The organism is uncultured Jatrophihabitans sp. (genome assembly GCF_964252635.1).
Lineage (GTDB): Bacteria > Actinomycetota > Actinomycetes > Mycobacteriales > Jatrophihabitantaceae > Jatrophihabitans.
On sequence record NZ_CAXUNP010000047.1, the window covers coordinates 1 to 25,192 of the forward strand.

The following is a 25,192-nucleotide window of genomic DNA, read 5'->3' on the forward strand; positions in this document are numbered from 1 at the left end:
GGTCGCGCGGCGGGGTGCCGGGGCTGCGTGGGAGGGTGGGGCCGCGGGGGGCGGTCGGCGTCGACGCCGGGGGGCTCTCCCTCGACGTCTACGACCGGCTGGTCGCGTGGGACGACGCGTCCTACGGCTACGGCGCGGCCCGGCGCCGACCGGCCCGCGGCGACGCACCGGTGCGCACGCCCCCGGGGACGCTGGCGGTACTGCGGGCCGGCTATCCGGTGCAGCTCGACCCGTCCGTCCGTTCCCGTTGAGTGGCCTCAGCCGTAGGCCGCAGCGCCCTGGTTGGCGAGGGCGTCGGCGCGCTCGTTGCCGACGTCGCCGGCATGGCCCTTCACCCAGTGCCATTCGATGCGGTGGCGCTGCGTCGCCGCATCGAGCGCCTGCCACAGATCGGCGTTCTTCACCGGCTTCCGGTCCGTGGTCAGCCACCCGCGCCGCTTCCAGTTGTGGATCCACGTGGTGATGCCCTGCCGCACGTACTGGCTGTCGGTGTACAGCTGCACCTCGCTCGCACCTTTCAGCGCAGTGAGGGCCTCGATGACGGCCGTGAGCTCCATCCGGTTGTTCGTCGTCAGCGCCTCGCCGCCGAACAGGTCCTTGCTGTGGTCGCCGCTGGTCAGCCAGGCTCCCCAGCCACCCGGTCCGGGGTTGCCCTTGCACGCGCCGTCGGTGTAGATCGTCACCGCCGGCGCGCTCATGCCGGCCCTGCGCTCATGTGACGGGCACCGGGTCGATCGGCACGTCGGCCGCGACGTCCCACCAGAGCGCATGCAGCGGCTGGTAGCGGTCCGTCGGCGCAAGCCCTCCCTGCCAAGGCTTGTCGATGATGTAGTGGATGTTCTTCACCGCCGTAGGGTCCCAGAGCGCCGGGTGCTGGAAGGGCAGGGTCTTGAGCGCGTTGTAGCCGTAGGACAGCGGCACCCACCGGCCGCGGTAGTAGTCGTTCAGGAAGTCCTGTTCGGCGAACGGATGGCCCGACAGGTCGTCGAGGCCCGACAGCCGCGCGACCATGTCCTCGAACACCTCGTGGTCGGGTCGCAGGACGAGCAGGCCGCCGTTGAGGTACGCGGACATCGACTGCGGCAGGCCCGCGCCCGCCGCGAGATAGGTGTACGCGCAGCTCTCCGGCGTCCAGTCGGCCGGATAGCTGGCGATCCGATTGGGGTTGCAGCGGCAGGCGTGACAGGCCGCGATCGCACCGGGCCCCAGGTCGAGGTCGAACAACTCGTCCATGGGCGCGACGACGAGCATGTCGGCGTCGAGGACGACGACCCGCTCGAGGTCGGTCAGGTCCCACGCCCTGAGCTTGGTCCACACCTCGGCGAAACGGGCGTTCGCGTAGCCCTTGCCGTCGTCCGAGACGGGTCGCAGCGGCTCGACCTCGCGTACGAGACACCCGTCGTCCTCGAGCACCTGCCGGGCCGGGCCGTCGATGGCGGCCGTGACCATGACGAGCAGTGGGTAGCGCGTACCGACCCGCGTCAGCGACGCCCGCAGCGTGCGCACGCCGGGCAGGTAGTCCGGTTGCGTCAGCAGGGTGACCCACGCGTTCACGGACGGTTCGGCCCGTCGAACAGCGCGGTGGTGAAGGTGTTGCCGAACCGCCGGCCGGGGTCGAGAGCCGCCCGGACCCGGGCGAAGTCGCGCCACCGTGGGTACAGCGCGGTCCAGTCGTAGAGCGACTCGTCGAAGTACTTGCCCCAGTGCGGCCTGCCGCCCTCGGCGGCCAACAGCTTCTCGACCTGACGCAGGAAGGCCTCGCCCTCGGCGGGCAGCGACCCGTCCTCCGCGTAGTACACGACGAAGCCGAAGTAGCACGTCTCCTGCCCGTGTGCGGGGCTCAGCCAGGCTGCCGACGGACCCGTGCAGCGCAGGATGATCGGGTAGTGCAGCCGGGGCTGCGTGTCGGCGTACCACTTCTTGATCTTGCTGATCGCGGCGGCGGCGCGCGCCAGCGGGACGGCGATCTCGACGTTGATCTGCGGGGCCGGGATGCCCCGGCAGAACACCTGGTAGACGTCACCCGTGACGTCCGCGAAGTCCCGGAAACGCGTCACCGTGCGGAACGGCGTGTAGTCCGCGTCCGCGGTCCGGGCGTCGTCACGCATCCGTCCCAACGTCTGCTCGACCGCTTCGTTCATGGCGTCCGTCGACACCTGTTCCTCGATCAACTCGTCGCCGCCGGCGTGGTAGCGACGGACGTCGGCCTCGCCCGCCGGCCGCGCCGACCACACCTGGACCTGGCCCTCCTGCACGAACCACCACGCCTTGAGCAGAGCGCTGTCCCGGTTCCACCCCTCGAACCGGGCCTCGAGATCGTCGGCGTCGACCGCGTACTTCCGGCACGAGTAGATCACCGACGGCTCGGTCCGCAGGGTGACGCGCGTGATGACGCCCAGCGAGCCGAGTCCCAGCGCGACGGCGTGGAACCTCGGGTCGTCCTCCCCGAACTCGCGCACCGACCCGTCGGCCAGGACGAGGCGGACGGCGCGCACGGCGTCGGCGATCGATCCCTGCTGCAGACCCTGGCCGTGGGTACCGGTCGAGATCGCGCCGGCCAGCGTCTGCGTAGCGATCACGCCGGGCGACGACGGCAGCATCCGGCCGTGGCCCGACAGGACGTCGTAGACCTCCTGCAGCGATGTGGCCCCGCCGAAGGTGGCACTGTCGTGCGTCAGCGCGACGAGACCGCTCAGCAACTGCACGTCGATCAACGCACCGCCGCCGTCGACGGCCTCGATCATCCGGCCCGGTGACATCCGGGTGCCGAGGATCCGGGACGTGCCCGACGTCGCGCCCAGGAACGCCCGCAGCTCGTCCTCGTCGGCCGGGACGGTCAGCGAACCGGCGCGGCCCAGGGTCGCGTTGCGGGCCCAGTTGTGCAACCGTCCGTCGTCCTCGACGCGGTCCGGCACCCGGGTTGGGTACGCGCGGTGCTGCTGTGCCATGTCCACTCCCCAGGGCCCGGAAGCGAGATCAACCGCCGTCCTGGGGGTTTTCCGGACGGGCTCTTCGAGCGTACGTGCCCCCCTCGCGAGCGGCCTACGCTGGCTGACATGAGCCTCGTCGCATGCCTTCCCGACGCCAACGCCGTGGACCTGCTCGGCCCGGCACCGGACGGTGTCGAGATCATCACCTGGGACGGTGGCGCCGAGCGCCCGGCCGGGCTCGCGCGCACCGAGTTCTGGGTCCCCCAGGTCGAGGACGCCAGCAGCCTCGACGATGCGTTCGAGGCCATGCCGAACCTCAAGGTCGTCCAGTTGACCAGCGCCGGCGTCGAGGACGTCGCAGGTCGCGTTCCCGACGGCGTCACCCTGTGCGACGCCCGCGGGGTCCACGGCACGGCTGTCGCCGAGCTGGTTCTGCTGATGCTGCTGGCGCTGCAGCGCCGTCTCCCCGAGTTCCTCGCCCAGCAGCAGCAGGGCCGTTGGGAGTCCCTGGGTGCCGACGACCTGCGCGACAAGCGGGTCGTGATCGTCGGTGCCGGCGACCTCGGCGAGCAGACCGCAGTCCGACTGCGCAGCTTCGGCGCGGACCCGGTGTTCGTCGCGCACTCCGCCCGCGACGGGGTGCACGCCACCGACGAGTTGCCCGACCTGCTGCCCGACGCCGACGCCGTGGTGCTGACGCTGCCCCTGACCTCGAGCACGGAAGGCATGGTCGACGCCGACTTCCTGGCCGGGATGCGCGACCATGCGATCCTCGTCAACGTCGCCCGCGGCAAGATCGTCGACACCGACGCCCTGCTGGCCGAGCTGCAGTCCGGACGGTTGCGCGCGGGTCTGGACGTCGTGGAGCCCGAACCCCTGCCCCAGGGGCACCCGCTGTGGCGGGCGCCCAACCTCGTCCTGACCCCGCACGCGGCGGGCAACGTCGCGGCCTCAGGGGCCCGCGCGTTCGCGCTCGTCCGCGAGCAGCTGCAGCGCCACGTCGCCGGGGAGCAGCTGATCAACGTGGTCGACGGGGACTACTGAGCTAGGCGTACCAGTCCGCCGCGCTGACCAGGTTGTGGGCGGGGAACGCGGCGTCGGACAGGCCGGCCAGCGGACGCCACCGTGGGCCCCAGTTGGCGTCCAGGCCCGTGAGGATCTCGCGCCGGTGGTGCTCGCCGGTCTCCTCGGGCAGCAGGCTCATGGTGCCGCGCCGCTCGTGGTGCACGTAGGCGGCGTCGGTGACCACGCACCGGTACCCGTTTGCGCGCACCCGCAGGGCGTAGTCGAGATCCGCGCCGTAGCCCTGCTGCGGGAACGCGTCGCCGTCCAACCCGCCGAGCTCGGCGGCGACGCGCACGTCGAACCCGATCGCGGTGCCGTCGCAGAACGGCACCTGCCGGTAGGCGTGCCGTCCGACGTAGTCGTGGGCGTCCGCCGGGATCCGGTGCGCCCGCTGGTGCAGCCAGAAGTCGTCGTAACACGCGGCGGCGACGGCCGTACCGGGACAGTCCGCAAACGTGGTCGTCAGCCAGTACGCAAAGTCGTGCGACAGGCGGGTGTCGTTGTTCAGGACGATGCAGACCTGCTCGCCGTGCTCGGCGGCCGAGGCCAAGGCCCAGTTGGCCGAGCCGAGCCACCGCAGGTTGGTGCCCGGGCGGTGGACGGACACGCGCTCGTCGGTCACGACGGGGACGTAGTCGCCGGCGTTGTCGATCACGACGATGCGGCTGTCGGGCAGCAGTGGGGCCGGGTCGCGTACCAGGTCGGCGAGGACGCCGTCGGTGAGCCGGCGCGCGCCGTACGCGGGTACGGCGATCAGGACCGACACGGTCGAGGGGGCGGGGGAGGTCACGGGTCGCCTAACGTCGCGGACCGGCGTCGGCCCGTTGGTAGCTTGCGCGGATGAGTATCCCGGTCGGTCCGGCACGGATCGTCTACGCCACCTTTGCGACGACGCGACGCAGCGGCGGCGTCCACGTGATGAGCGAGCACGTGCGGCTGCTGCGGGAGGCCGGGTACGACGCGTCGCTCTGGGTGCCGGGCCCCGGCGGACCGCCGTCCTGGTTCGACGCGGCCGTGCCCACGCTGGTCGGTCCGACGCAGCCGCTCGCTGCGGACGACGTTCTCGTGGTGCCCGAGGTGCCGGTCGTTCCGGGCCAGGATCCGGCACCGGGAGGCCGCACCGTCATCTTCAACCAGAACCACTTCTTCACCTTCGCCGCGGCCTCGACGGCCGACGGACCGTTTCCCGACTGGTCGGCCGAGCCCGCCGTCTGGACCGTCTCTCGCGAGAGTCGGGACGTGCTGCGTGCGTTGTCGCCGCGCACCGAGGTGACCGTCGTCCCGAACCCGGTGAACGTGGATCGGTTCCGGCCCAGGGCGGCCGGCGAGGCGTCCGTGGCGTGGTTCTCGCGCAAGCGCCCGCACGAGTCCGCGCTGCTGCAGCGGTTGCTGCGCGAGGACGCCCGAACCGCGGGCACGACCCTGCACCCGCTGTCGGACGAGCAGTGGGATGAGGTCGCTGCCGTGCTGGGCCGGGCGACCGTCTTCGTGGCTCTCGGACACTCGGAGGGGTTCGGGCTGCCGATCGCCGAGGCGCTCGCTGCGGGTTGTCTGGTCACCGGCTACGACGGCGGCGGCGGTCGTGAGCTGTTCGAGGCTCCCGGGGCGTGGCCGGTGGCGGAGCAGCGGCCGTTGCTGCTCGTCGACCGGGTGGCCGACCTGTTGTCGAGGCGGCACGAGCTGGCCGAGACGTCGCAGCAGAACCGGTCGTGGGTCCTCGAACGCCACAGCCCCGACGTGACGCGGGCCGCGCTCGTCCCAGCGCTCGAGGGCGTGATGCGCAGACCGGCCTCGGCCACCACGGCCGTCCACCCCGCCCGATGGCTCGACCGGCTGGCACCCGGCTTCCACCTGACCGGCTGATCCCGCCGGCTCAGTCGCCGGCGGCACCAGTGGTGATCCACTGCTGGGCCACGCGGGCGACGTCCTCGTCGGAGGCGTCGTCGAACGCCTGCAGCCGGAGGAAGTGGCGCGCGACAGTGAGGCCCAGGATGCCGCTCACGATCAGCGCGGCACGCAGCTGCGCGTCCTCCCCCTCCAGCGCGGCAGCGAGCGACGCGGCGCGCTCGTCGAGGTGGTCGCGCATGGCCTCGGTCGCCTCCGGCACGGTGAGCATCGAGCGCACCAGGGCGTCCATCTCCGGTGGCAGACCGGCGATCCGCTTGTCGATCACGGCGCGGAGGTGGGCGTCGAGGTCGGCCCGGTCGGCCTCGGCCCACCGGATGACGCTGGTGAACAGCGCGGCCTTGTTCCCGTGGTGCTGCATCACCAATGACGGATCGACGCCGGCCCGCGCGGCGATGGCGCGGATGGTGGCTCCGTCGTAGCCCTTGTCCGCGAACTCCTCACGGGCCGCGGCGAGGATGCGCCGCGAGCTCTCCGCCCGCTTGGCGGCCCGGCTCCCGTCCGCGGTCACAACGCTCACTCTACCGATGGTGAGCGAAGGCCGTAGAGTTGGCTCAACAGACGTAGAGCGAAGGAGACGATCATGACGGACACGACCTACGGAACCCGGCGGACCGCGCTGGTGGTCGGGGCGTCGCGGGGCATCGGTCTCGGCCTGACCGAGCGCCTGCTCGAGCGGGGTTGGCACGTCGTCGCGACGGTGCGCAGCGCGACGCGCACGCCGTTGCACGACCTGGCCGGCGGCGGGGTGGACGGACTGACGATCGAGACGGTCGACATCACCGAGGCCGACCAGGTGCGCGCGCTGCACGAGCGCGTCGCGCACGCGACCGGACTCGACCTGCTGCTCGTCAACCCCGGCACCGCGCACGACCGGTGGGAGACCGTCGCGGACGTGACCCCCGCAACGTTCGAGCGCGTGATGCTGACCAACGCGCTGGGTCCGATGCAGTTCGTCGAACGCTTCCAAGACCTGGTCCGGCCCACCGGCACCATCGCCGTCATGTCGTCCGGGCAGGGCAGCGTCGCCAACAACACCCGCGTGACCGGCTGGGAGATCTACCGCGCCAGCAAGGCGGCGCTGAACCAGCTGATGCGCAGTTACGCCGCCCGGCACCCCGACGACCCGCGCACGCTGTTGCTGACGGCGCCGGGCTGGGTGCGGACGGAGATGGGCGGGGCCGACGCACCGCTCACCGTCGAGGCCAGCACTCGAGGCGTCATCGACACCATCGAGGCCAACGCCGGCCACGGCGGCCTGCAGTTCCTCGACCAGGCGGGAGCCACCGTCGCGTGGTGACGCCCGCCCTGCGACCGGTCAGTAGTAGTTGTGGGCCTGCCAGAAGCTCCACGCGCCGCACGGCGTGTTGTAGCGGGCGGCGATGTAGCCGATGCCCCACTTGATCTGCGTCTCGGCGTTCGTCTGCCAGTCCGGTCCGGCGGAGGCCATCTTCGAGCCGGGCAGGGCCTGCGGGATGCCGTAGGCGCCGCTCGGGTTCGCCGCGCTGGTGCGCCAGCCGCTCTCCCGCGTCCACATCTGGACGAGGCACGAGTACTGATCGTCGCCCCAGCCGCGCTTGGCCAGCAGCTCCTTGGCGATCGCCTTGGCCGAGCCGGGCGTCGGGGCGCCGACCGAGACCTTGCCCCGCGCGTCGTAGGCCGACTTCTGCTTCGTGCCCACCGCCAGCACCTGGTTGCGCGGTGCGGACACGGTTCGGCTCGACAGCTTCGTGCGGGCCGCAGCCTTGCCGTCGACGTAGACCACCGAGTAGGTGATCTTCATCGAACCCTTCTTGCCCTGCGTCAGCAGCTTGGTCTTGCCGGCCGACATGGTGGCGTCGGCCTTGCGGATGACCTTGAAGTCGACGGACACGGTGCGCACGAGCGTCTTCTGACCGACGCGCTGGATGGTGACGACCTGACCGGCCGACAGCGGCGCGTCGGGCTGGGTCGAGATCCGGTCCTTGGGGTTGAGCTTCACGTTCAGGTCGGCGAGCAGCTGGGCCACGGTGGCGTCGGTGGTCGACACCCGCTCGGTCTTGCCGTCATGGACGACGGTGACGACCCTCGGGGTGCGGATCGCCAGGCTGGTGGGGCTCAACGGCAGCCGCCGCGACCGGGACACGGAGACGAAGTCCGCGGTCGTGTAGCCGAGCTGGGACAGCGCCTCCTGGACGGTCGACGCCGTCGTCCACACCGATTTCCTGGTGCCGTCGATGTCGAGGTGCAGCAACCGTCCGTGCCGCAGCACGACCTTCATGCCGTCCTTGACCGCGGACTTCGGTGCGGGCGCGACGAGGTCGTGCTGGCCGACGACGTAGTTCTGGCCCCGCAGCACCTGGCCGACGTTGCTGGCCGTCGTCGACACGGTGGTCGTCTTGCCGTCCACCGAGAGGTGGACGTCCTTGTCGATCGAGGTCCACACCAACGGCGCGGCGACCAGGCCGGCCAGAACGGCGCCGTTCAGGCCGTACTTCACGCTTCTCAGCACTGACGAAACTCCTCAAGACTTCCTGGCCCGCAGCTCATGCACTGCTGCAGGTCGATGTCGCCGTGGGTTCGGGCGGGATCAGAGATTGGCGCCGCAGACCGGCCAGGGGCTGGAGCCGCGCTTGTTGTACAAGGTGGTGGCCACCGAGATCTGCTGATCCCGCGAGGCCAGGTCGGGACGGGAGGCGTACTGGCCGCCGCCGTTGGAGTCCCAGGTGCCGATGTCGAACTGCAGGCCCCCGTAGAAGCCGTTACCGGTGTTGATGTGCCAGTTGCCACCGGACTCACACGACGCGACGGCGTCCCAGTTCAGGCCGTTGCTGTGCGTCGCGGCGTGGCTCACCTTCGGCTTGGGGCGGTGCTTCGTGCCGACCTTCTCGACCTGCGTCCGGGGCGCGCTCACCACGGATCGCGAGACGACCTTCTTCGACGTCTGCTTGCCGTCCACGTAGACGATCTCGTAGGTGACGTCGGTGTTGCCCTCCTTGCCGCGCGTGATGACCTTGGTGTTCCCCTCGTACATCGAGGAGTCCGAACGCTTCACCACCGGGTAGTCGGTGCTGACGTGCTTGACGATCTTCTTCGATGTCACCCGCTGGACGCGGATGGACAGGCCCTCGGTGATCGGCGTGCTCGCCGCAGGAGTCACCCGGTCGGCGCTGGCGGTCGTGACGCCGAGGCTGGTCAGGACGGCCGCGACGGTCGGCTCGGTCGACACCGCCCGGTCCACCAACTTGTCGTGGTACACGGTGACGTGCTTCGGCTGGCGCACGGCGATCGAGGTGGGCGACAGCGGGAGGCGGCGCGAGCGGGACACAGACACGAAGTCCGCGGTGGTGTAGCCGAGCTGCGCCAGCGCGGCGGCGACGGTCGGGGCCGTCGTCCAGACGTCCTTGCGCTGACCGTCGACGACCAGGTGCAGCAACCGTCCGCGGTTCAGGACGATCGTCGAACCCTTCTTGATCTTCGTCGACGGGCCGGGGGCCACGAGGTCGTGGGGGTGAATGCGGTACCCAGCGGTCTTGATGGCGCCCTTGACGGTGCCGGCTCCGGTCGTGACCTTCGTGCTCTGGCCGTCGACCGTCACGGTGACCGGGGTACCACTGGAGGCGGTGGCGAAGGCGGTGATCCCGCCGACGAGGCCGGCCGCGACGGCGGCGCACAGCCCGTACTTGACACTGCGATGCACTACGGAGAACTCCTCACGTCACCGGCGCTGCTGGGGGCAGCACGTCGGCTGGTCACGACAACGTAACGAGTCGATTCGGGTGCAACCAAACCGCAGATGAGCGAAATGTCGGGTTTGCCAGGGTCCCCCGACGAATGCCGGCCGTCCTCAGGCCCGTCTCGTGGGCTCCGGCGCCCTGAACTGCCCCGGAAGCGGAGGCACCCTCACGGCGCGAGGCCCCGACGATCCGGTGGCTGTGTGGGTCTGTCTTGAGTGACGCTGGAGGGTTACGGAAATGTCCGAGGACCGAACTAACAAAATTGGCCCGCGAGATTTTGCAAGCACGTGTGTTTCGGGCCACGGACAACCGGGTCGGGCGGGTCGATGCCGCGACTCAGTGCGGTGACGGGGCCAGGTCGATGCCGAAGAGCCGGCGGCCGTTCGTGGCCACCGCGGCGCACAGCTCGTCGACCTTGACGCCCGCAGCAGCGGCCAGCCCACGCACCGTGAGCGGCAGCAGACGCGGCGCGTTCGGCCGCCCGCGGAGCGGGTGCGGGGTCAGGAAGGGCGCGTCGGTCTCGACGAGGAGGTGCGCCGACGGGACCACGGCCGCGGCCTCCCGGAGGGTGGGTGCGTTGCGGAAGGTGACGACGCCGGGGAAGGAGAGCGTGTAACCCTCGTCCACGCACTCCCGGGCCATGGCGGCGTCGCCGGAGAAGGCGTGGAACACGACCTGCTCCGGGGCACCCTCGGCACGCAGGATGTCCAGGACGTCCCGGTGGGCCTCCCGGTCGTGGATCATCAGCGGTTTGCCCACCCGCTTGGCCAGGTCGATGTGGCGCCGGAAGTGCTCCTGCTGCGCAGCCGGGGTGGTGCGGTCCCAGTGGTAGTCCAGACCCGTCTCCCCGACGGCCACGACCTGCGGGTCCCGGGCCAGGGTCTCGAGCACCGCGTAGCCGGCGTCGTCCAGCCCGTCGATCTCGGTGGGGTGCACGGCCACGGCGGCGTAGACGTCCGGGTGCGCGCCGGCCGCGGCCACGCACCACCGTGATGAGGCGACGGTGTCGCCGACGGTGATCGCGGCCACGACGCCGACGTCGCGGGCCTGCGCCATGGCCCCGGCCACGAACGCGTCGGACGGCTCCGTCTCGGCCCGTTGGGCCATCGCGTCCAGGTGCGTGTGCGCGTCGAACACCGGCCCGGGCAGCGGCTCGATGCGCTGCTCGTCGAGGCGCTGCGGCTCACTCACCGGGCGCGAGCCGGGCCAGTTCCTCGTCGACCACGGACGGATCCAGTTTCGTGAACACCGGCGTCGGCGGGGCCAGCGGGCGACCGACCTCGATCGGCGTCGAGGCCCAGCGTGCGCCGGTGTCGTAGTCGCCGGTCAACACCGAGTACGACGGGGTACCGGCCGCGGTCGGCTCGTCGAGCTCGCGCAGCTGCGGCATCGCGGCCCACGGGCCGTCGCCGCGCAGCAGGCCGTGGATCGTGTCCGACGACGAGGGCAGGAAGGGGGTCAGGAGCGTCTTGGCGTCGTCGACGACCTGCAGCACCACGTGCAGCACCGACGCCATGCGCTCCGGGTCGCTGTTCTTGAGCTTCCACGGTTCGGTGTCGGACAGGTACTTGTTCGCGGCGGCGACGACGCCCATGGCCTCGGAGATCGCGGCCTTCTGCCGGTTGCGGCCGAGCAGCTCACCGACGGTGCCGAAGGCGGCCTCGGACTGGGCGAGCAGGTCGCGGTCGCCGTCGGTGAGTTCGCCGGGGCCGGGGATCGACCCGAGGTTCTTGGCCGTCATGGAGATGGTGCGGTTGACGAGGTTGCCCCAGCCCGCGACGAGCTCGTCGTTGTTGCGGCGCACGAACTCCGACCAGGTGAAGTCGGTGTCCTGGTTCTCGGGGCCGGCGACGGCCAGGTAGTAGCGCAGGGCGTCGACGTCGTAGCGCGACAACAGGTCCTGGACGTAGATGACCACGCCGCGCGAGGAGGAGAACTTGCGGCCCTCCATGGTGAGGAACTCGCTCGACACGATCTCGTGCGGGCGGTCTAGGGCGCCCAGCCGGCCCGGTTCGCCGCCCTTGGCACCGATCCCGGAGTAGCCGAACAGCATGGCCGGCCAGATCTCGCTGTGGAAGACGATGTTGTCCTTGCCCATGAAGTAGTACGCGCGCGCCTCCGGGTTCTGCCACCACGCCCGCCACGCCTCGGGCTCGCCGCGCAGCTGGGCCCACTGGATCGACGCCGACAGGTAGCCGATGACGGCGTCGAACCAGACGTAGATCTTCTTGTCGGGCCGGTCGCGCCAGCCGTCGAGCGGGACCGGCACGCCCCACTCGAGGTCGCGGGTGATCGCCCGGGGCTTGAGGTCGTCGAGCAGGTTCAGCGAGAACCGCTGGACGTTGGGCCGCCAGTGCGTCTGCGCACCCAGCCAGCCGGCCAGCACCTCGCCGAACGCGGCGAGATCGAGGAAGTAGTGCTCGGTCTCGACGAAGGTCGGGGTCTCGCCGTTGATCCGTGAGACCGGGTTGATGAGGTCGATGGGGTCCAGCTGGTTGCCGCAGTTGTCGCACTGGTCGCCGCGCGCGCTGGGGTAGCCGCAGATCGGGCAGGTGCCCTCGATGTAGCGGTCGGGCAGGGTGCGCCCGGTCGACGGGCTGATCGCACCGAGCTGGGTCCGCGGGAAGATGTAGCCGTTCCTCAGCAGGCCCAGGAAGATCTCCTGCGTCGTCGCGTAGTGGTTGGCCGTCGTCGTGCGGGTGAACAGGTCGTAGGACAACCCCAGCGACTGCAGGTCCTTGGCGATGACGAGGGCGTTGCGGTCGGCGAGTTCGCGGGCGCTGACCCCTTCCCGGTCGGCCTGCACCTGGATGGGGGTGCCGTGTTCATCGGTGCCACTGACCATCAGCACGTGATCGCCGGCCATGCGGTGGTAGCGGGAGAAGATGTCGGCCGGAACCCCGAACCCGGCGACGTGCCCGATGTGTCGCGGCCCGTTGGCGTAGGGCCACGCCGGAGCGGTCAAGACGTACTGGTTAGCCACCCGTCCAGCCTAGTGACGGTGGCCGGTCCCGTTTTCCACGCGTTCGGTAGGTGTTAGGCCGAGCACGAGCGGACGTTACCGACGAGTCACTTCCTCGTTGAGCCGCCTATCGGCCCGGTGACACCGGGCCCGACCGCGTGAGGAGTGCTCATGGCACCGTCCGGTGTTCGTCCGAAGGTCATCGCAACGGGGGCGGCGTTCCTGCTCGCCGGCGCGGCAGCGGTGGCCCTGAGTCCATCGGCGCAGGCGACGCCCGCGTGGTCGCCCACGGCGACCAAGGCCCTGTCGCTGCTGAACGCCACCGCCCTCGGTGCCGCGCCGTCGACGCAGCCCCTGCAGCTGACCGTCGGGCTGGCACCGCGCAACCGCGCAGCCCTGGACTCCCTGATCAGGCAGCAGGCCACCCCGGGCACCGCGCAGTACCGGCACTACCTGACCCCCGCGCAGTTCACCTCGCAGTTCGCGGCCACCTCGGCCACGGCCGACGCGGTCCGCAGCTACCTGGTGTCGCAGGGCATGAGCGGCGTGACCGTGGCCAGCAACCGCCTGCAGGTCACCGCGACGGCCACCGTCGCGCAGGCCCAGAAGGCGTTCAACACCCACATCGCGCGCTACACCCAGGCCGGGAAGACGGTGCTGGCCAACACCGCTGCCGCGCAGGTGCCGACGTCGCTGTCGGGCGCCGTGAGCAGCGTGCTCGGCCTGTCGACGCTCGGCCCGAAGCTGCGGCCGTCGGCCGGCGCGCCCACCGTTCCGGGCCTGCCGAAGCTGACCGGCTTCTACCCCAAGGAGTACAACACCGTCTACCACTCCGGGACGACCAAGCCCGGCACGGGCACGACGCTCGCCGTCATCGCGCAGGGCGACCTGACCCAGACCGTCAGGGACCTGCGGATCGCCGAGGCCAAGCAGGGCCTGCCGCAGATCCCGGTCACGATGCGGTACTCCGGCGTCAAGAGCCCGGACACGTCAGGCGCGGTCGAGTGGAACCTCGACACCCAGACCTCGACGGGCATCGCGCCGAACGCGTCGCGGCTCTACCTCTACATCTCCACGTCGCTGACCGACTCCGACCTCGCGCGGTCCATCAACGACTTCGCGGCGCGCAACGAGGCCCGTTCGGCGAACGCGTCGCTGGGCGAGTGCGACGTGCTGCCGTACCTGACCGGCGCCATGACGGTCGACGACATCGCGTTCGCCGAGGCCGCCGCGCAGGGTCAGACCTTCTTCGCGTCCTCGGGTGACACCGGCAGCTCGTGCCCGGTGGCGCCGACCAACGGCGTGCCCGGTAGCGGCCCGACCGACACCTCCTACCCCGCCTCGTCCCCGTACGTCCTGGGCGTCGGCGGCACCACCCTGGCGGCCAGCACGGCCAACGCCTACCAGAGCGAGATCGCGTGGAACGCCGGCGGCGGCGGGGTCTCCCCCGTCGAGACCGCCCCGTACTGGACCAGCACCGTGAACCCGGTTGCGACGGCCGGTCTGCGCGGCGTCCCCGACGTCGCCTTCGACGCGGACCCGACGACCGGCGCGAACATCTACGCGACGACCGACGGCGCCACCACGACCGAGACGGTGGGCGGCACCAGCCTGGCCTCCCCGCTGGCCATGGGGCTGTGGACGCGCATCCTCGCGTCGCACAGCACGAACCTGGGCTTCGCGCCGCCCAAGCTCTACAACTACTACACGGCGACGCAGAAGGGGCTGCCCACCACGGCCGTGCCGGGCTTCCACGACATCACGCTCGGCGCCAACGGGGTGTACACCGCCCTGCCCGGTTACGACTTCACCACCGGGCTCGGCAGCTGGGACGTCCAGACCCTGTCGTCCAAGCTGAGCTGAGTGCCCAGCTGAACCAGCCCTGTCCGGTCCGGATAGGGCCGGGCCGCTGCCTCACCGGAGCGGGTCGTGCTTCGTCGCCACCACGGCGTCGAACACGGCCCGCTTCGGCACGTCATGGGCCCGCGCGACCTCGGCGATGGCCTCCTTGCGCGGTTGCCCGGCCTGCTCCCGTCGCGCGACCTCATCGGCGAGGTCGCGCGGGCCCGGAGCTTGCTTGTCGTGCGAGGCGCCGCCGACAACGACGCAAATCTCGCCGCGGACGTCGCCGCGGGCCCAGTCGGCCAGCTCGGCCAGGGTGCCGCGCAGCACCTGCTCGTGGGTCTTGGTCAACTCGCGGCACACCGCGGCCGGACGCTCGGGGCCGAAGGCGGCGACGAGGTCGGCCAGGGCGTCGGCCAGGCGGTGCGGGGCCTCGAACACGACCAGGGTGCGTGGTTCGGTCGCCAGCGATTCGAGGGTGCGACGTCGCTCGCCGGCCTTGCGCGGGAGGAAACCCTCGAAGCAGAACCGGTCGACGGGCAGCCCCGAGACGGCGAGCGCCGTCGTCACTGCCGAAGGGCCGGGCAGGCAGGTCACCGCGAAGCCGGCCTCGACCGCGGCCGCCACGAGCCGGTATCCCGGGTCGCTCACGGACGGCATGCCGGCGTCGGTGACGACCAGGACGTCCTGGCCCGCGCGGAGCGCGTCGAGCAGCTGCGGCACGCGGCCGGTCTCGTTGGCGTCGAAGAAGGACACGACGCGGCCCTGCGGTTCGACGCCCAGGTCGCGGCACAGGCGCGCCAGCCGTCGGGTGTCCTCGGCCGCCAGCACCGGGGCGGTGGCCAGGGCCTCGCGCAGGCGCACGGATGCGTCCCCCGGTTGGCCGATCGGGGTCGCGGCCAGGATGACCCGCCCGCCGGCCCCGTCGTCGTCCACGCCGATGCACGCTACTGGCCGACGACGGCCCGGGCCCACGTCCTCGGCCTGCTCGCCGCCCGCTTCCCGCTCGTGCTGTTCGCCGACCGGATCCCGATCACGTTTTCCCTCCGCGTTGCCGGTCGGACACAGGAAACCGGCAAGCCCGGAGGAAGACCCGATCATCCGGGCGCCGGACCGGCAACCCAGCGGGAGGACGTGATCATCAAGGGGGGTCGACGTCGCCAGGCTCCGGCCAGCCTTGTCCCTCTACTATCGGCCCCGTGACGGCGACGCTCGAGGCACCGGCCGACGCCGCGCCCGACGACCCGCCACCCCCGCCCCGGCGCCGCCACCCGGTGCCGGCCAGCCTCGCGCCGTGGCACGACCCGCATCCGCTGGTCGGACGGCTGATCCTGCTGGCCATAACGATCATCGCCGGCTTTACGCGCTTCTGGGCGCTCGGCTCACCGCCCGGCAAGAACGTCGTGCCGCAGAACGGCATGAACTTCGACGAGATCTACTACGCCACCGAGGCGCAGGAGCTGCTGCGGTACGGCTACGAGGACAACCGCGGCTACATGTTCATCGTGCACCCGCCGCTCGGCAAGTGGCTGATCGCGATATCGGAGTACCTCTGGGACGGCAAGAGCAGCGAGTACCTGACGAACTCCATCGGCTGGCGCATCGCCCCGGCGGTCGCGGGCACGCTCGGCGTGATCATGCTGACCCGCATCGTGCGCCGGATGATGCGTTCGAACCTGTTCGGCGGGATCGCCGGCCTGTTGATGGCCATGGAGGGCATGTCCCTCGTCCTGGCCCGCACCGCGATCCTCGACATCTTCCTGCAGACCTTCATCATCGCGTCGTTCGGCGCCCTGGTCATCGACCGCGACAAGGTGCGCGCGCGCCTGGCCGGGCTGATCGCCGACGGCGCCGACCTGTCCGACGCCGCCCCGTCGCTCGGCCCTCGGCCGTGGCGGCTCGTCGCCGGGGTGATGATGGGCGCGGCGGGTGGCGTCAAGTGGACGGCGCTGTCGTTCTTCGTCCTCTTCTGGCTGCTGTCGATCGTCTGGGACCGGTCCGCGCTCAAGGCCGCCGGCGTCCGGCGCCCGGCCGGCAGCTGGCTCTACCGCAGTGTGCTGCCCAGCCTCGGCTCGCTGGTGCTGGTCCCGCTGGCCACCTACCTGCTGTGCTGGCTCGGCTGGTTCACCGGCGAGAACTCCTGGAACCGGCACTGGGCGGACACCCATCACTCACCGTGGTACCTGCAGTGGCTGCCGGGGCCGCTGCGGTCGTTGCTGAACTACCACCACGACGCGTACAGCTTCCACGAGGGCCTGAGCAGCCCGCACGCCTACCAGTCGAACCCGTGGAGCTGGCTCGTGCTGGGCCGCCCGGTCGACTTCTACTACAACGGCGCCGAGAAGACGTGCGGGGCCACGACCTGCTCGCGCGAGATCCTGCTCATCGGCACCCCGTTGATGTGGTGGGCCTTCGTACCGATGCTGTTATGGCTGGCGTGGCACTGGATCACCACCCGCGACTGGCGGGCCGGCGCGGTATGGGTCGCGTTCATCGCCGGGTGGCTCGTGTGGTTCCAGGACCTCAGCCGCACCGCGTTCCTGTTCTACATGGCCCCACTCGTCCCGTTCCTGATCATCGGGCTGACGCTGGCCCTCGGCACGATGCTCGGGCCGGCGCTGCGCGGTCTGCCGACCGGCGAGCACTTCCTGCGCGCCGATCGTCGGCGCGCGTGGGGCATCGCGGGCATCAGCACCTACCTCGGACTCGTCGTCGCCGACTTCGTCTGGATGTGGCCGCTGTTCACCGGCGGGCTGCTGACCTACAGCGAATGGCACGCGCATATGTGGCTACCGTCGTGGGTATGACCCCGAGAACTCGATCCCTCTGGAGGACCAGCCCATGAGTTTGTCGGCGAAATTGCGCCGCGCCCCCGTCCGTGTCGCCACCGGCGCCTTCATCCTCAACAGCGGCCTTGGCAAGCTCAAGGCCGACGAGGAGACCGCCAAGGGCCTGCACGGACTGACATCGGGCACCTACGGATTCGTCGGCAAGATCGATCCCAAGCTGTTCGTCAAGGGCGTTGCGGCCAGCGAGCTCGTCATCGGCGGGGCGCTGCTGGCCCCCTTCGTGTCGCCCGTCGTTGCCGGGGCAGGCCTCGCGACCTTCTCGGGTGCGTTGCTCAACATCTACTGGAACACCCCCGGCATGCACGAGCCGAACGACCCGCGGCCGACCCACCAGGGCGTCCCGATCGCCAAGGACATCTGGATGTTCGGCATCGGGGTCAGCCTCATCGCCGACGGCCTGCTTGAGCCCGCCCACGACAAGAAGGTCCAGGTCAAGGCCGGCCGCGCGGGCAAGAAGCAGGGCAAGCAGAGCCGCAAGGACAAGAAGGCCGCGAAGAAGGCCCGGGCCGAGGCACGGGCCAACGCGCTCGAGACTGCGCGCAGCGCCGGACACGACCTGTCGCGCCGCGCGGCGAAGGCGGCCGACAAGGCGGAGAAGAACGCGCGCAAGGCCGGTGAGAAGGCGTCCAAGAAGGCCAAGTCCGCCAAGGGCTCCGACCTGCAGGGCAATGCCGCCGCGGCGTCGCAGACCGCGATCGCCGCGATCAGCGGTGCCGTCGACGAGTACGGCCCCGTCGTCCTGGACCGGGTGACCACCGCGGCCAAGACGGCCAAGGACGCCGCCCGTGACGCCGTCGACCAGTACGGTCCCGTCGTGGCCGACAAGGCGCAGCAGGCAAGGGCCACGGCCAAGGACTACGCCGACGAGTACGGGCCGGTCGTGGCCGGCAAGGCCAAGGCGGCCGTCGACGTCGCCAAGGACTACACCGACCAGTACGCGCCCGTCGTCGCCGACAAGGTCAGCACCGGCGTCAAGGCCGCCAAGGACGTGGCCGACCAGTACGCGCCCGTCGTCGCCGACAAGGTCAGCACCGGGGCCAAGGCCGCCCGGGACGTCGCGAAGGACTACGCCGACGAGTACGGCCCGACGGTCGCCAAGCAGGCCAAGGCCGCCCGGGACGCCGCTCAGGACTACGCCCAGCAGGCCCGTCAGCGCGTGGCCGGCTGAGCCGACCGGCAACCGCACGACACCGAGCCACGGCCCGGGAGGACACCGTCCTTCCGGGCCGTTCTCTTTGCCCGAACGATCTGCAACAGTGAGAGTGACGGCCCCAGAACCGACCACGCCCTGGAGGCTGGACCGAGCGACGACGTGAGGACGACGGCATGTTTTACCCGCTGACCGTGCGCGACTTCCTGGACCGCGCGGTGCAGGTGTATCCGGACCGCGTCGCGGTCGTGGACGAACCCGACCAGCCCGCGCAGAGCCTGGGCGAGGTCACCTACCGCCGTCTGGGTGAGCTGGCGGCCGCGCAGGCCGCGAAGCTCGACGCGTTGGACGTGCCGACCGGCGGCCGCGTCGCCGTCGTGTCGCAGAACTCGGCGCGGCTGCTGACCTCGTTCTTCGGCGTCTCCGGCTGGGGTCGCGTCCTGGTGCCCGTCAACTTCCGGCTCTCGCTGTCGGAGATCCGTTACATCGTCGAGCACTCGGGTTCCGAGGTCGTCTACGTCGACCCCGACCGCAAGGACGTGCTGGACGCGCTCGGCGACAGCGTCCGGCACCGCTTCGTGCTCGGCGAGGACGACGACCTCTTCCTGCCCGACACCGAGCCACGCCCGTGGGCCGAACCCGACGAGGGCGCCACCGCGACGATCAACTACACGTCGGGCACGACGGCCCGGCCCAAGGGCGTCCAGCTGACGCACCGCAACCTCTGGCTCAACGCCACCGTGTTCGGCCTGCACACCACGATCAGCGACCGCGACGTGTACCTGCACACGCTGCCGATGTTCCACGCCAACGGGTGGGGCATGCCGTACGCGATGACCGGCGTCGGCGCCGAGCACATCGTGCTGCGCAAGGTCGACGGCACCGAGATCCTGCGCCGCGTCGAGCGACACGGGGTGACCGTGATGTGCGCGGCCCCCGCCGTCATCTCGGCCGCTCTCGAGGGCGCGCAGAGCTGGGACGGCGAGATCCCGGGCCGCGACCGCGTGCGCATCATCGTCGCGGGAGCGCCGCCGCCGACCCGCACCATCGAACGCGTGCTGGACGAGCTCGGCTGGGAGTTCATCCAGATCTACGGACTCACCGAGACCTCTCCCCTGCTGACCATCAACCGATCGCGCGCCGAGTGGGACGACCTGAGCACCCACGAACGGGCACAACACCTCGGCCGCGCCGGTGCGCCTGCCCTCGGCGTACGGATGGCGGTCGACAGCGACGGTGAGATCCTCGCGCAGTCCAACACCAACCTGGAGGCGTACTGGGAGCAGCCCGACGAGACCGCGGCCGTGCAGCAGGGCAACTGGTTCCACACCGGCGACGGCGGCTACCTCGACGACGACGGCTACGTCGTCATCTCCGACCGCAAGAAGGACGTGATCATCTCCGGCGGCGAGAACGTGTCGTCGATCGAGGTCGAGGACGCGTTGATGTCGCACGACGCGGTGAAGGAGGTCGCCGTCATCGGCATCCCCGACGAGAAGTGGGGCGAGCTCGTCACCGGGCTGGTGGTCACCGACGGCGGCGAGGTCAGCGCCGAGGAGCTCATCGCGCACTGCCGCACCAACCTGGCCGGCTACAAGTGCCCGAAGCGGATCGAGTTCATGGACGAGCTGCCGCGCACGGCCACCGGCAAGCTGCAGAAGTTCAAGCTGCGCGAGCCGTTCTGGCGTGATCAGGGGCGTGGCGTCAACTGATCCACCGGCGGCCGGGGCCGGCGGCGCTGGGGCGTCGAGCGTCGCGCCGGACCCGGCCTCGGCCGCGGTCGGGGTGTCGCCGGCGCCGGACCCGGACGTGCCCACCGGGCTCCCACGCGGTCCAGCAGCGTCGACAGGCCGAGGACGACGGCGACGGACAGGCCGATCGCCCCGAGGGTGTCGGTGGCGTAGTGGTAGTAGTAGCGGGTCAGGGCGACGGCGGTGATCACCACCCAGACCAGCAGGACACCGGCGAGCACGTACCGCGCGGCGCGGTGCAGCGGCAGCTGCCCGAAGGCGACCAGTAGCACGGTGGCCGTGCAGGTCACGCCGGTCTGATGGCCGCTCGGGAAGCTGCCGACGGTGCCGTCGAACAGGGTGCGGTGGATCAGCGGCTTGGCGACGTCGGAGGCCAGCAGGGTCCCGAGGACCGGCGCCACCACCGCCAGCACCACCACGTCGAACCGACGGGCCGATGCTGCCAGCACCACGAGCAGGGCCAGCAGCACGACCGAGACGGCAGGCTCGGTGAACTGCAGCAGGAACGACGCCGTCTGCGGCCGGATCAGCCCCGGCAACTTCCGGAACACCCACGAGTCGACGGAGGTCGACCGGCCGTGGAAGGTCAGCACGGCCAGCGCCAGGAACACGGCCAGCCCCACCAACGCGACCACCCGCGCACGCCGTCGCCACGCCGGGGAGAGCAGCGGGCCGGTCACACCCGCCATGATCGCAGCCTGACCAGCGCAGCGAGGGGCAGCACCAACGGGATCCACAGGTACCCGGCGCCGAAGCCGGACCAGACGGTCGCGTCGGGGAACCCCGCCGGGGCCAGCAGGCTCGCCGTCCCCACGCCGAGGACGCCGGCCAGTTCGACGAGCGCACAGACCACGGCCGGCCGGGTGGGCCCACCCGCGCGCGCCCGCCGCAGCAGCATGAGACCGGCCGCGTACACCAGGGCCGCGACGGCGGACAGCACGTACGCGAGGGGCGCCCGCCCGGCGTGGAGCGAGAGCTGGACGGTGCTGCGTGCACCCGCCGCCACCGCGAACAGCGCGTAGACCCGGAGCAGCACCGTGGTGGCGTCGACCCTCCGGCGCGACCCGGGCGTACTCAGGCCGTGGCCCGCCACGTCGTCTCCATTCGCACCACGACGACAGCGAGCACGAGCAGGGCGACGGCGACGAGCACCGCCGCCCATCGTCCGTCGTCGCGACGCGTCTCGGCCGCTACGAGCGGAACGACCACCAGCCCGACCACGAGGTAGGCGAGATGGGTCGCCGGTTCCGGTACACGGTGGCCGCGCGCGAGGCCGACGACGTCGAGCAGCGCCTGGACGACGACCGCCAGCTGGATCGTCGCCAGCCAGGGTGACAGCCGCTGCCGTCGGAACGTTCCGGTTCCGGCCTGCCCCAGCACGAGCGTCGCGGTACCGAGGCAGGCCACGGTGATCGCGAGGGCCAGGGCGTCGATCACGCGGCCGTCCGCCGCTCGGCGCGTGCCCGCTCGCGACGCCTGCGCACCCCGCGGCGGAACCACCACGTCGACACCCCGGTGACCATCAGGGCGAGCGGCGCGAGCCCGAGGACGGCCCAGACGGCTCGCCACCACGCGTTGACGTTCCAGCCGAAGTGCGTCGGCTCGAGGTACTTGTCGTAGAAGCGGTTCGCGGCGGGCCCGGTTCCCTCGTCGGCGACGTGGACGTTCGTCGCGTCGTGCGCGTCGAGGTAGACGTATGCGTCACCGCGGTAGATCGCCCGGTGCTCCGACGAGGCGTAGGAGGTGATGATGTCGACCTCGTAGTACGGCGCGTCCTTCGTCGGCAGGCCGACGAAACTCACCCGTCCGGGTACCTCGGCCAGTGCCGCGTCGGTGGCCTGGGCCGTGGTGATGCGGGGCCGGCCCGCCGCGGCCGGGTTCGGCGTCACCGCGTACGTCTCGGTGGCGGGCTTGTCGCCGCCGGTCAGGGCCAACCAGGTGTTCTCGACGACGGGGAACTCGAAGGCCGCGCCGGTGATGCCCCACATCAGCAGGAAGGGCAACGCGACGGCGCCGATGACGTTGTGCAGGTCGTAGTCGCGCGCGAACCGCCCCCGTCCACGCCGGACGACGAGACGCTGCTTGAGCCGCTTGCGACCGGGCCACCAGATCTTGACCGACGTGGCCACGAGCAGGATCAGCGACAGTCCGACGACGCCCAGGATCAGCCCGCCGCGGGTGATGCCGTCGAGGAAGGTGGGGCCGGCCTTCCACACCTCGACGTCGAACCACGGCTGGTAGCCGGGGTAGCCCTCGCAGCTGAAGGCGCAGTCGTGCAGGTTGACGAGCAGCCCCATGAACCCGGTGTCGAGGCTGCCGTGGCCGTTGATGCGTCCGGTGCCGGGGTCGACGAACCACTGCGTGTGATAGGCGGGGTCACCGACGACGAGCACGCCCTTGTCCTCCGCCACCCAGATGGCGTCGAAGCCGGGGTGGGCCGCCTTGACGACGGCGACCGCGCGGTCGGGGGTGATCGGCGAGGCCGCGGCGGTGTGGCGGTACAGGCCACCGTTGGTGGCCCGGAAGATCTCCGCGTCGTAGAGCAGCACCGCCCCGGAGGTGCACTCGACCACGAGCAGCAGCCCCAGGACGAGCCCCGGCCAGCGGTGCAGCAGGACCAGGCCCCGGTGGACCGGACGCCGGCGCCACCACCCCCGCAGCGCGCCACGTGCCGCAGACGGGCGCGACGGCGCCGGGTCCTTCGTGGCGATGTCCGGCGCGGCGGTGGGCGCGGTGGCGGGTCGGATGGGCAACGCAGCATCGGTCACGGGCAGTTAGGTTAGCCATGCCTAACTTCGAGCGGACGTGCGGGTGCTACGGCGCTTCGATCGCGGCGATGCGGTACAGCTGCACGTCGGCCCGCACGATGCGCGGCAGGGCGCGATCGGGCTCGAACCCACCGGCCCGGAAGCGCTGCACGTCGTCGTCGGTCTCCCACACCTCGAAGACGTTGATCCGCGACGGGTCGACCGGGTCGGGCGCCTGCACGAAGTCGAGGCACCCCGACGCGGCTCGGGCCTGCACCGCGACGTCGAAGGTCCGGGCGAGGTACTCGCCGCGTTCGGCGGGGTCGACGTAGAGAGGTCCGGCGATGACGATCATGCCGCGACCCTAGGACGTCGTCCTGGGAATCAGCTCGCGGTCGAATGCGGTTCGACGTCGGCGTAGGCGCCGGCGTCGATGTCCTCGACGATTCCGGGGTGGGTCGGCGACCAGCCCAGCCGCTCCCGGGTCAGGGCGTTCGAGGCCGCCGAGTCCATGGCGAAGAAGCCGCCGATCCAGCCGAAGTGCTCGGCCGCGGCGTCCGCGGCGACGGATCGAGCCGGCACGCCGAGCGAGCGGCCGATCGCCTCGGCGATCGTGCGCGCCGGTACGCCCTCCTCGGCCACGGCGTGCAGCGCCGAGCCGGCCGGCGCCCCTTCGACGGCGAGGCGGACGAGGGTCGCCGCGTCCGCGCGGTGCACCGCCGGCCAGCGGTTGGCGCCGTCGTCAACGTAACCCGCGAAGCCGGAGCGACGGGCCAGGTCGACGAGCGTGGCCACGAAGCCGTGGTCGCCGTGGCCGTGCACGGTGGGTGCGAACCGGACAACGCACGACCGCACCCCGCGGTCGGCCAACCCCTGCGCGAAGGCGGCGTTCGCGACCCGCGGGTGGACGGACGGATCGGGGCGGTCGTCCTCGGTCGCGACCCGGCCATCGCCGACCCCGAGGACGCCGGCCGCGACGATCAGCGGCCCGTCCGTCCCGGCCAGCACGTCGCCCATGGCGTCGATCGCCTGCCGGTCCAGGCGAGCTGCCTCGGCCATCTCGGAGAAGTCGTGGTGGTAGCCCAGGTGCACCACCCCATCGGCCTGCTCCGCACCGGCCCGCAGCGAGGCGACGTCGTCGAGCGAGCCGCGGTGCACCTGGGCACCGAGCGCGGTGACGGTGTCGGCCGAACGGTCCGAGCGGGCCAGGCCGAGCACCTCGTGCCCGGCGGAAAGGAGTTCGGGCACGACGGCCGACCCGATCCAGCCGGATGCTCCGGTGACGAAGACGCGCATGAGGACCTCCAGAGATGGTGGGCACGGGCCGCAGCACCGTGATGTCATGATGTGACATCACCGTACACCCTCATGTCAGGCTGTGTCATCACTACACTGCGGCCATGGGTCGATGGGAACCCGACGCGCGCGGTCGGCTGCGGCAGGCGGCGATGGAGCTGTTCGACGAGTGCGGGTACGAGCAGGCCACCGTCGCCGACATCGCCGCCCGCGCCGGGCTCACGGCGCGCACGTTCTTCCGGTACTTCGCCGACAAGCGCGAGATCCTGTTCGCCGGTTCCGAGGAGCTTGCGGTCGGGCTGACCGCCGCGCTCGATACCACGGCGCCGCCCCTCGATGCCGTGGCGTCCGCCCTGGAGGTGGTCGCCGAGCTCATCGGCGGCGACCACGAACTCTCGAGCCGGCGCCAGACGATCATCGCCGCGCACCCCGACCTGCAGGAACGCGAGCGTGGCAAGTTGGCCGCGTGGTCCGACGGACTGGCCGCGGAACTGGGCGCGTCGGGCGTCGACGCCCTGACCGCGAGCCTGGCCGCCGAGACGGGCGTCGGCGTCTTCCGCGTGGCGTTCGACCGATGGGTCGCCGGGCCGGGGGACACCGGTCTGCCCCAGACGCTGCGCGAGGCGTTCACCCAACTGCGGGCGGTGACCGAGCCCCGGCGCTGACCGACACGCACACCGCAGGGCCGCCGCGGTCGTGATCGACACGCGTTTTGCAGGGCTGCAGCCCGGTTGAACGCGAGTCGATCACCTGAAGGACGAGGGTGCTCGACCTCAGGGAGACGGTGGTCGGTACGCAGACGTCGGCCCCCGCCCGCCGCGCCGGCCCCCCGGGGCCCCCCGCCCCCGGCGGGGGCGGCGCCGCGCTGGGGGGGGCCGCCGCCCCCCCCCACGACCGGGCGCCCTCCGGCCTCGGCGCGCAGCCAGTCGGCGCCGGCCCGGATCAGCCCGAGCGTGTCCTCGGCGGGCATGTCCGGAGG

24 protein-coding genes and 1 pseudogene are annotated in these 25,192 nt (G+C 71.3%); 9 read left to right on the plus strand and 16 right to left on the minus strand.

The window, feature by feature from the left end; translation table 11 throughout:
* Window positions 1–251: pseudogene (locus ACFFCA_RS16835) on the plus strand (hypothetical protein); the annotation flags it as partial.
* Between the two features lie 6 nt (window positions 252–257).
* Here the strand turns inward: ACFFCA_RS16835 and rnhA are convergent.
* Genes rnhA through ACFFCA_RS16850 form a run of 3 tightly spaced genes read right to left on the minus strand, consistent with a single transcriptional unit; the run spans window position 258 to window position 2,948 of the window.
* On the minus strand, window positions 258–698 hold the full coding sequence (gene rnhA / locus ACFFCA_RS16840) for a ribonuclease HI (RefSeq protein WP_375486866.1): 441 nt from the start codon (window positions 696–698) through the stop codon (window positions 258–260).
* Between the two features lie 13 nt (window positions 699–711).
* Window positions 712–1,554, minus strand: a complete 843-nt coding sequence (locus ACFFCA_RS16845; RefSeq protein WP_375486868.1) for a glycosyltransferase family 8 protein — start codon at window positions 1,552–1,554, stop codon at window positions 712–714.
* On the minus strand, window positions 1,551–2,948 hold the full coding sequence (locus tag ACFFCA_RS16850) for a D-arabinono-1,4-lactone oxidase (protein WP_375486870.1): 1,398 nt from the start codon (window positions 2,946–2,948) through the stop codon (window positions 1,551–1,553). The genes ACFFCA_RS16845 and ACFFCA_RS16850 overlap by 4 nt, the downstream gene beginning before the upstream one ends.
* A gap of 108 nt (window positions 2,949–3,056) precedes the next feature.
* Here ACFFCA_RS16850 and ACFFCA_RS16855 point away from each other — a divergent pair, with 108 nt between their 5' ends.
* Complete coding sequence (locus tag ACFFCA_RS16855) at window positions 3,057–3,974, plus strand: 2-hydroxyacid dehydrogenase (protein WP_375486872.1); 918 nt, start codon at window positions 3,057–3,059, stop codon at window positions 3,972–3,974.
* Between the two features lies 1 nt (window position 3,975).
* Here ACFFCA_RS16855 and ACFFCA_RS16860 read toward each other — a convergent pair whose 3' ends face one another.
* The gene (locus ACFFCA_RS16860) at window positions 3,976–4,785 is read right to left on the minus strand and encodes a hypothetical protein (RefSeq protein ID WP_375486873.1); all 810 of its coding nucleotides are present in this window, start codon (window positions 4,783–4,785) and stop codon (window positions 3,976–3,978) included.
* A 50-nt stretch (window positions 4,786–4,835) separates the two neighbouring features.
* Between ACFFCA_RS16860 and ACFFCA_RS16865 the strand changes: the two genes are divergently transcribed.
* The gene (locus tag ACFFCA_RS16865) at window positions 4,836–5,858 is read left to right on the plus strand and encodes a glycosyltransferase (protein WP_375486875.1); all 1,023 of its coding nucleotides are present in this window, start codon (window positions 4,836–4,838) and stop codon (window positions 5,856–5,858) included.
* Window positions 5,859–5,868: 10 nt separating this feature from the next.
* On the opposite strand, the gene ACFFCA_RS16870 is transcribed toward ACFFCA_RS16865, so the two are convergent.
* Entirely contained in the window at window positions 5,869–6,420 is a 552-nt protein-coding gene (locus ACFFCA_RS16870) for a TetR family transcriptional regulator (protein WP_375486877.1), read from the minus strand.
* 63 nt (window positions 6,421–6,483) lie between these two features.
* Between ACFFCA_RS16870 and ACFFCA_RS16875 the strand changes: the two genes are divergently transcribed.
* A complete protein-coding gene (locus tag ACFFCA_RS16875; protein ID WP_375486879.1) occupies window positions 6,484–7,200 on the plus strand; it encodes an SDR family NAD(P)-dependent oxidoreductase in 717 nt (238 codons plus the stop codon).
* An 18-nt stretch (window positions 7,201–7,218) separates the two neighbouring features.
* Here ACFFCA_RS16875 and ACFFCA_RS16880 read toward each other — a convergent pair whose 3' ends face one another.
* The 4 genes from ACFFCA_RS16880 to metG form a co-directional block, all read right to left on the minus strand.
* Window positions 7,219–8,391 (minus strand): ubiquitin-like domain-containing protein, encoded by a 1,173-nt coding sequence (locus ACFFCA_RS16880; RefSeq protein ID WP_375486881.1) that lies wholly within the window; start codon window positions 8,389–8,391, stop codon window positions 7,219–7,221.
* Between the two features lie 78 nt (window positions 8,392–8,469).
* The gene (locus tag ACFFCA_RS16885; RefSeq protein WP_375486883.1) at window positions 8,470–9,579 is read right to left on the minus strand and encodes a transglycosylase family protein; all 1,110 of its coding nucleotides are present in this window, start codon (window positions 9,577–9,579) and stop codon (window positions 8,470–8,472) included.
* A 373-nt stretch (window positions 9,580–9,952) separates the two neighbouring features.
* Window positions 9,953–10,807 (minus strand): TatD family hydrolase, encoded by an 855-nt coding sequence (locus tag ACFFCA_RS16890; protein WP_375486884.1) that lies wholly within the window; start codon window positions 10,805–10,807, stop codon window positions 9,953–9,955.
* Window positions 10,800–12,599 (minus strand): methionine--tRNA ligase, encoded by a 1,800-nt coding sequence (metG, locus tag ACFFCA_RS16895; protein WP_375486886.1) that lies wholly within the window; start codon window positions 12,597–12,599, stop codon window positions 10,800–10,802. The genes ACFFCA_RS16890 and metG overlap by 8 nt, the downstream gene beginning before the upstream one ends.
* 150 nt (window positions 12,600–12,749) lie before the next feature.
* On the opposite strand from metG, the gene ACFFCA_RS16900 reads away from it, so the two are divergent.
* Entirely contained in the window at window positions 12,750–14,441 is a 1,692-nt protein-coding gene (locus ACFFCA_RS16900; RefSeq protein ID WP_375486888.1) for a protease pro-enzyme activation domain-containing protein, read from the plus strand.
* 51 nt (window positions 14,442–14,492) lie between these two features.
* Here ACFFCA_RS16900 and rsmI read toward each other — a convergent pair whose 3' ends face one another.
* Window positions 14,493–15,356: a 16S rRNA (cytidine(1402)-2'-O)-methyltransferase gene (gene rsmI, locus ACFFCA_RS16905; RefSeq protein WP_375486890.1), complete on the minus strand. Its 864-nt coding sequence runs from the start codon at window positions 15,354–15,356 to the stop codon at window positions 14,493–14,495.
* Window positions 15,357–15,619: 263 nt separating this feature from the next.
* On the opposite strand from rsmI, the gene ACFFCA_RS16910 reads away from it, so the two are divergent.
* The 3 genes from ACFFCA_RS16910 (at window position 15,620) to ACFFCA_RS16920 (ending at window position 20,131) form a co-directional block, all read left to right on the plus strand.
* On the plus strand, window positions 15,620–17,227 hold the full coding sequence (locus ACFFCA_RS16910; RefSeq protein WP_375486892.1) for a dolichyl-phosphate-mannose--protein mannosyltransferase: 1,608 nt from the start codon (window positions 15,620–15,622) through the stop codon (window positions 17,225–17,227).
* A gap of 34 nt (window positions 17,228–17,261) precedes the next feature.
* Window positions 17,262–18,437 (plus strand): hypothetical protein, encoded by a 1,176-nt coding sequence (locus tag ACFFCA_RS16915; protein WP_375486894.1) that lies wholly within the window; start codon window positions 17,262–17,264, stop codon window positions 18,435–18,437.
* A 158-nt stretch (window positions 18,438–18,595) separates the two neighbouring features.
* Window positions 18,596–20,131: an AMP-binding protein gene (locus ACFFCA_RS16920; RefSeq protein WP_375486896.1), complete on the plus strand. Its 1,536-nt coding sequence runs from the start codon at window positions 18,596–18,598 to the stop codon at window positions 20,129–20,131.
* On the opposite strand, the gene ACFFCA_RS16925 is transcribed toward ACFFCA_RS16920, so the two are convergent.
* Genes ACFFCA_RS16925 through ACFFCA_RS16950 form a run of 6 tightly spaced genes read right to left on the minus strand, consistent with a single transcriptional unit; the run spans window position 20,110 to window position 24,213 of the window.
* Entirely contained in the window at window positions 20,110–20,859 is a 750-nt protein-coding gene (locus ACFFCA_RS16925) for a phosphatase PAP2 family protein (RefSeq protein WP_375486898.1), read from the minus strand. The two genes, ACFFCA_RS16920 and ACFFCA_RS16925, sit on opposite strands and share 22 nt — an antisense overlap.
* Complete coding sequence (locus tag ACFFCA_RS16930) at window positions 20,847–21,263, minus strand: hypothetical protein (RefSeq protein ID WP_375486900.1); 417 nt, start codon at window positions 21,261–21,263, stop codon at window positions 20,847–20,849. Before ACFFCA_RS16930 ends, ACFFCA_RS16925 begins: the two co-directional genes overlap by 13 nt.
* The gene (locus ACFFCA_RS16935) at window positions 21,245–21,607 is read right to left on the minus strand and encodes a hypothetical protein (RefSeq protein ID WP_375486902.1); all 363 of its coding nucleotides are present in this window, start codon (window positions 21,605–21,607) and stop codon (window positions 21,245–21,247) included. The genes ACFFCA_RS16930 and ACFFCA_RS16935 overlap by 19 nt, the downstream gene beginning before the upstream one ends.
* Window positions 21,604–22,938: a PepSY-associated TM helix domain-containing protein gene (locus ACFFCA_RS16940; protein ID WP_375486904.1), complete on the minus strand. Its 1,335-nt coding sequence runs from the start codon at window positions 22,936–22,938 to the stop codon at window positions 21,604–21,606. Before ACFFCA_RS16940 ends, ACFFCA_RS16935 begins: the two co-directional genes overlap by 4 nt.
* 46 nt (window positions 22,939–22,984) lie before the next feature.
* On the minus strand, window positions 22,985–23,272 hold the full coding sequence (locus ACFFCA_RS16945; RefSeq protein WP_375486906.1) for a putative quinol monooxygenase: 288 nt from the start codon (window positions 23,270–23,272) through the stop codon (window positions 22,985–22,987).
* A 29-nt stretch (window positions 23,273–23,301) separates the two neighbouring features.
* Window positions 23,302–24,213: an SDR family oxidoreductase gene (locus ACFFCA_RS16950; protein WP_375486908.1), complete on the minus strand. Its 912-nt coding sequence runs from the start codon at window positions 24,211–24,213 to the stop codon at window positions 23,302–23,304.
* A 104-nt stretch (window positions 24,214–24,317) separates the two neighbouring features.
* Between ACFFCA_RS16950 and ACFFCA_RS16955 the strand changes: the two genes are divergently transcribed.
* The gene (locus tag ACFFCA_RS16955) at window positions 24,318–24,878 is read left to right on the plus strand and encodes a TetR family transcriptional regulator (RefSeq protein WP_375486910.1); all 561 of its coding nucleotides are present in this window, start codon (window positions 24,318–24,320) and stop codon (window positions 24,876–24,878) included.
* The last annotated feature ends 314 nt before the right edge of the window (window positions 24,879–25,192 follow it).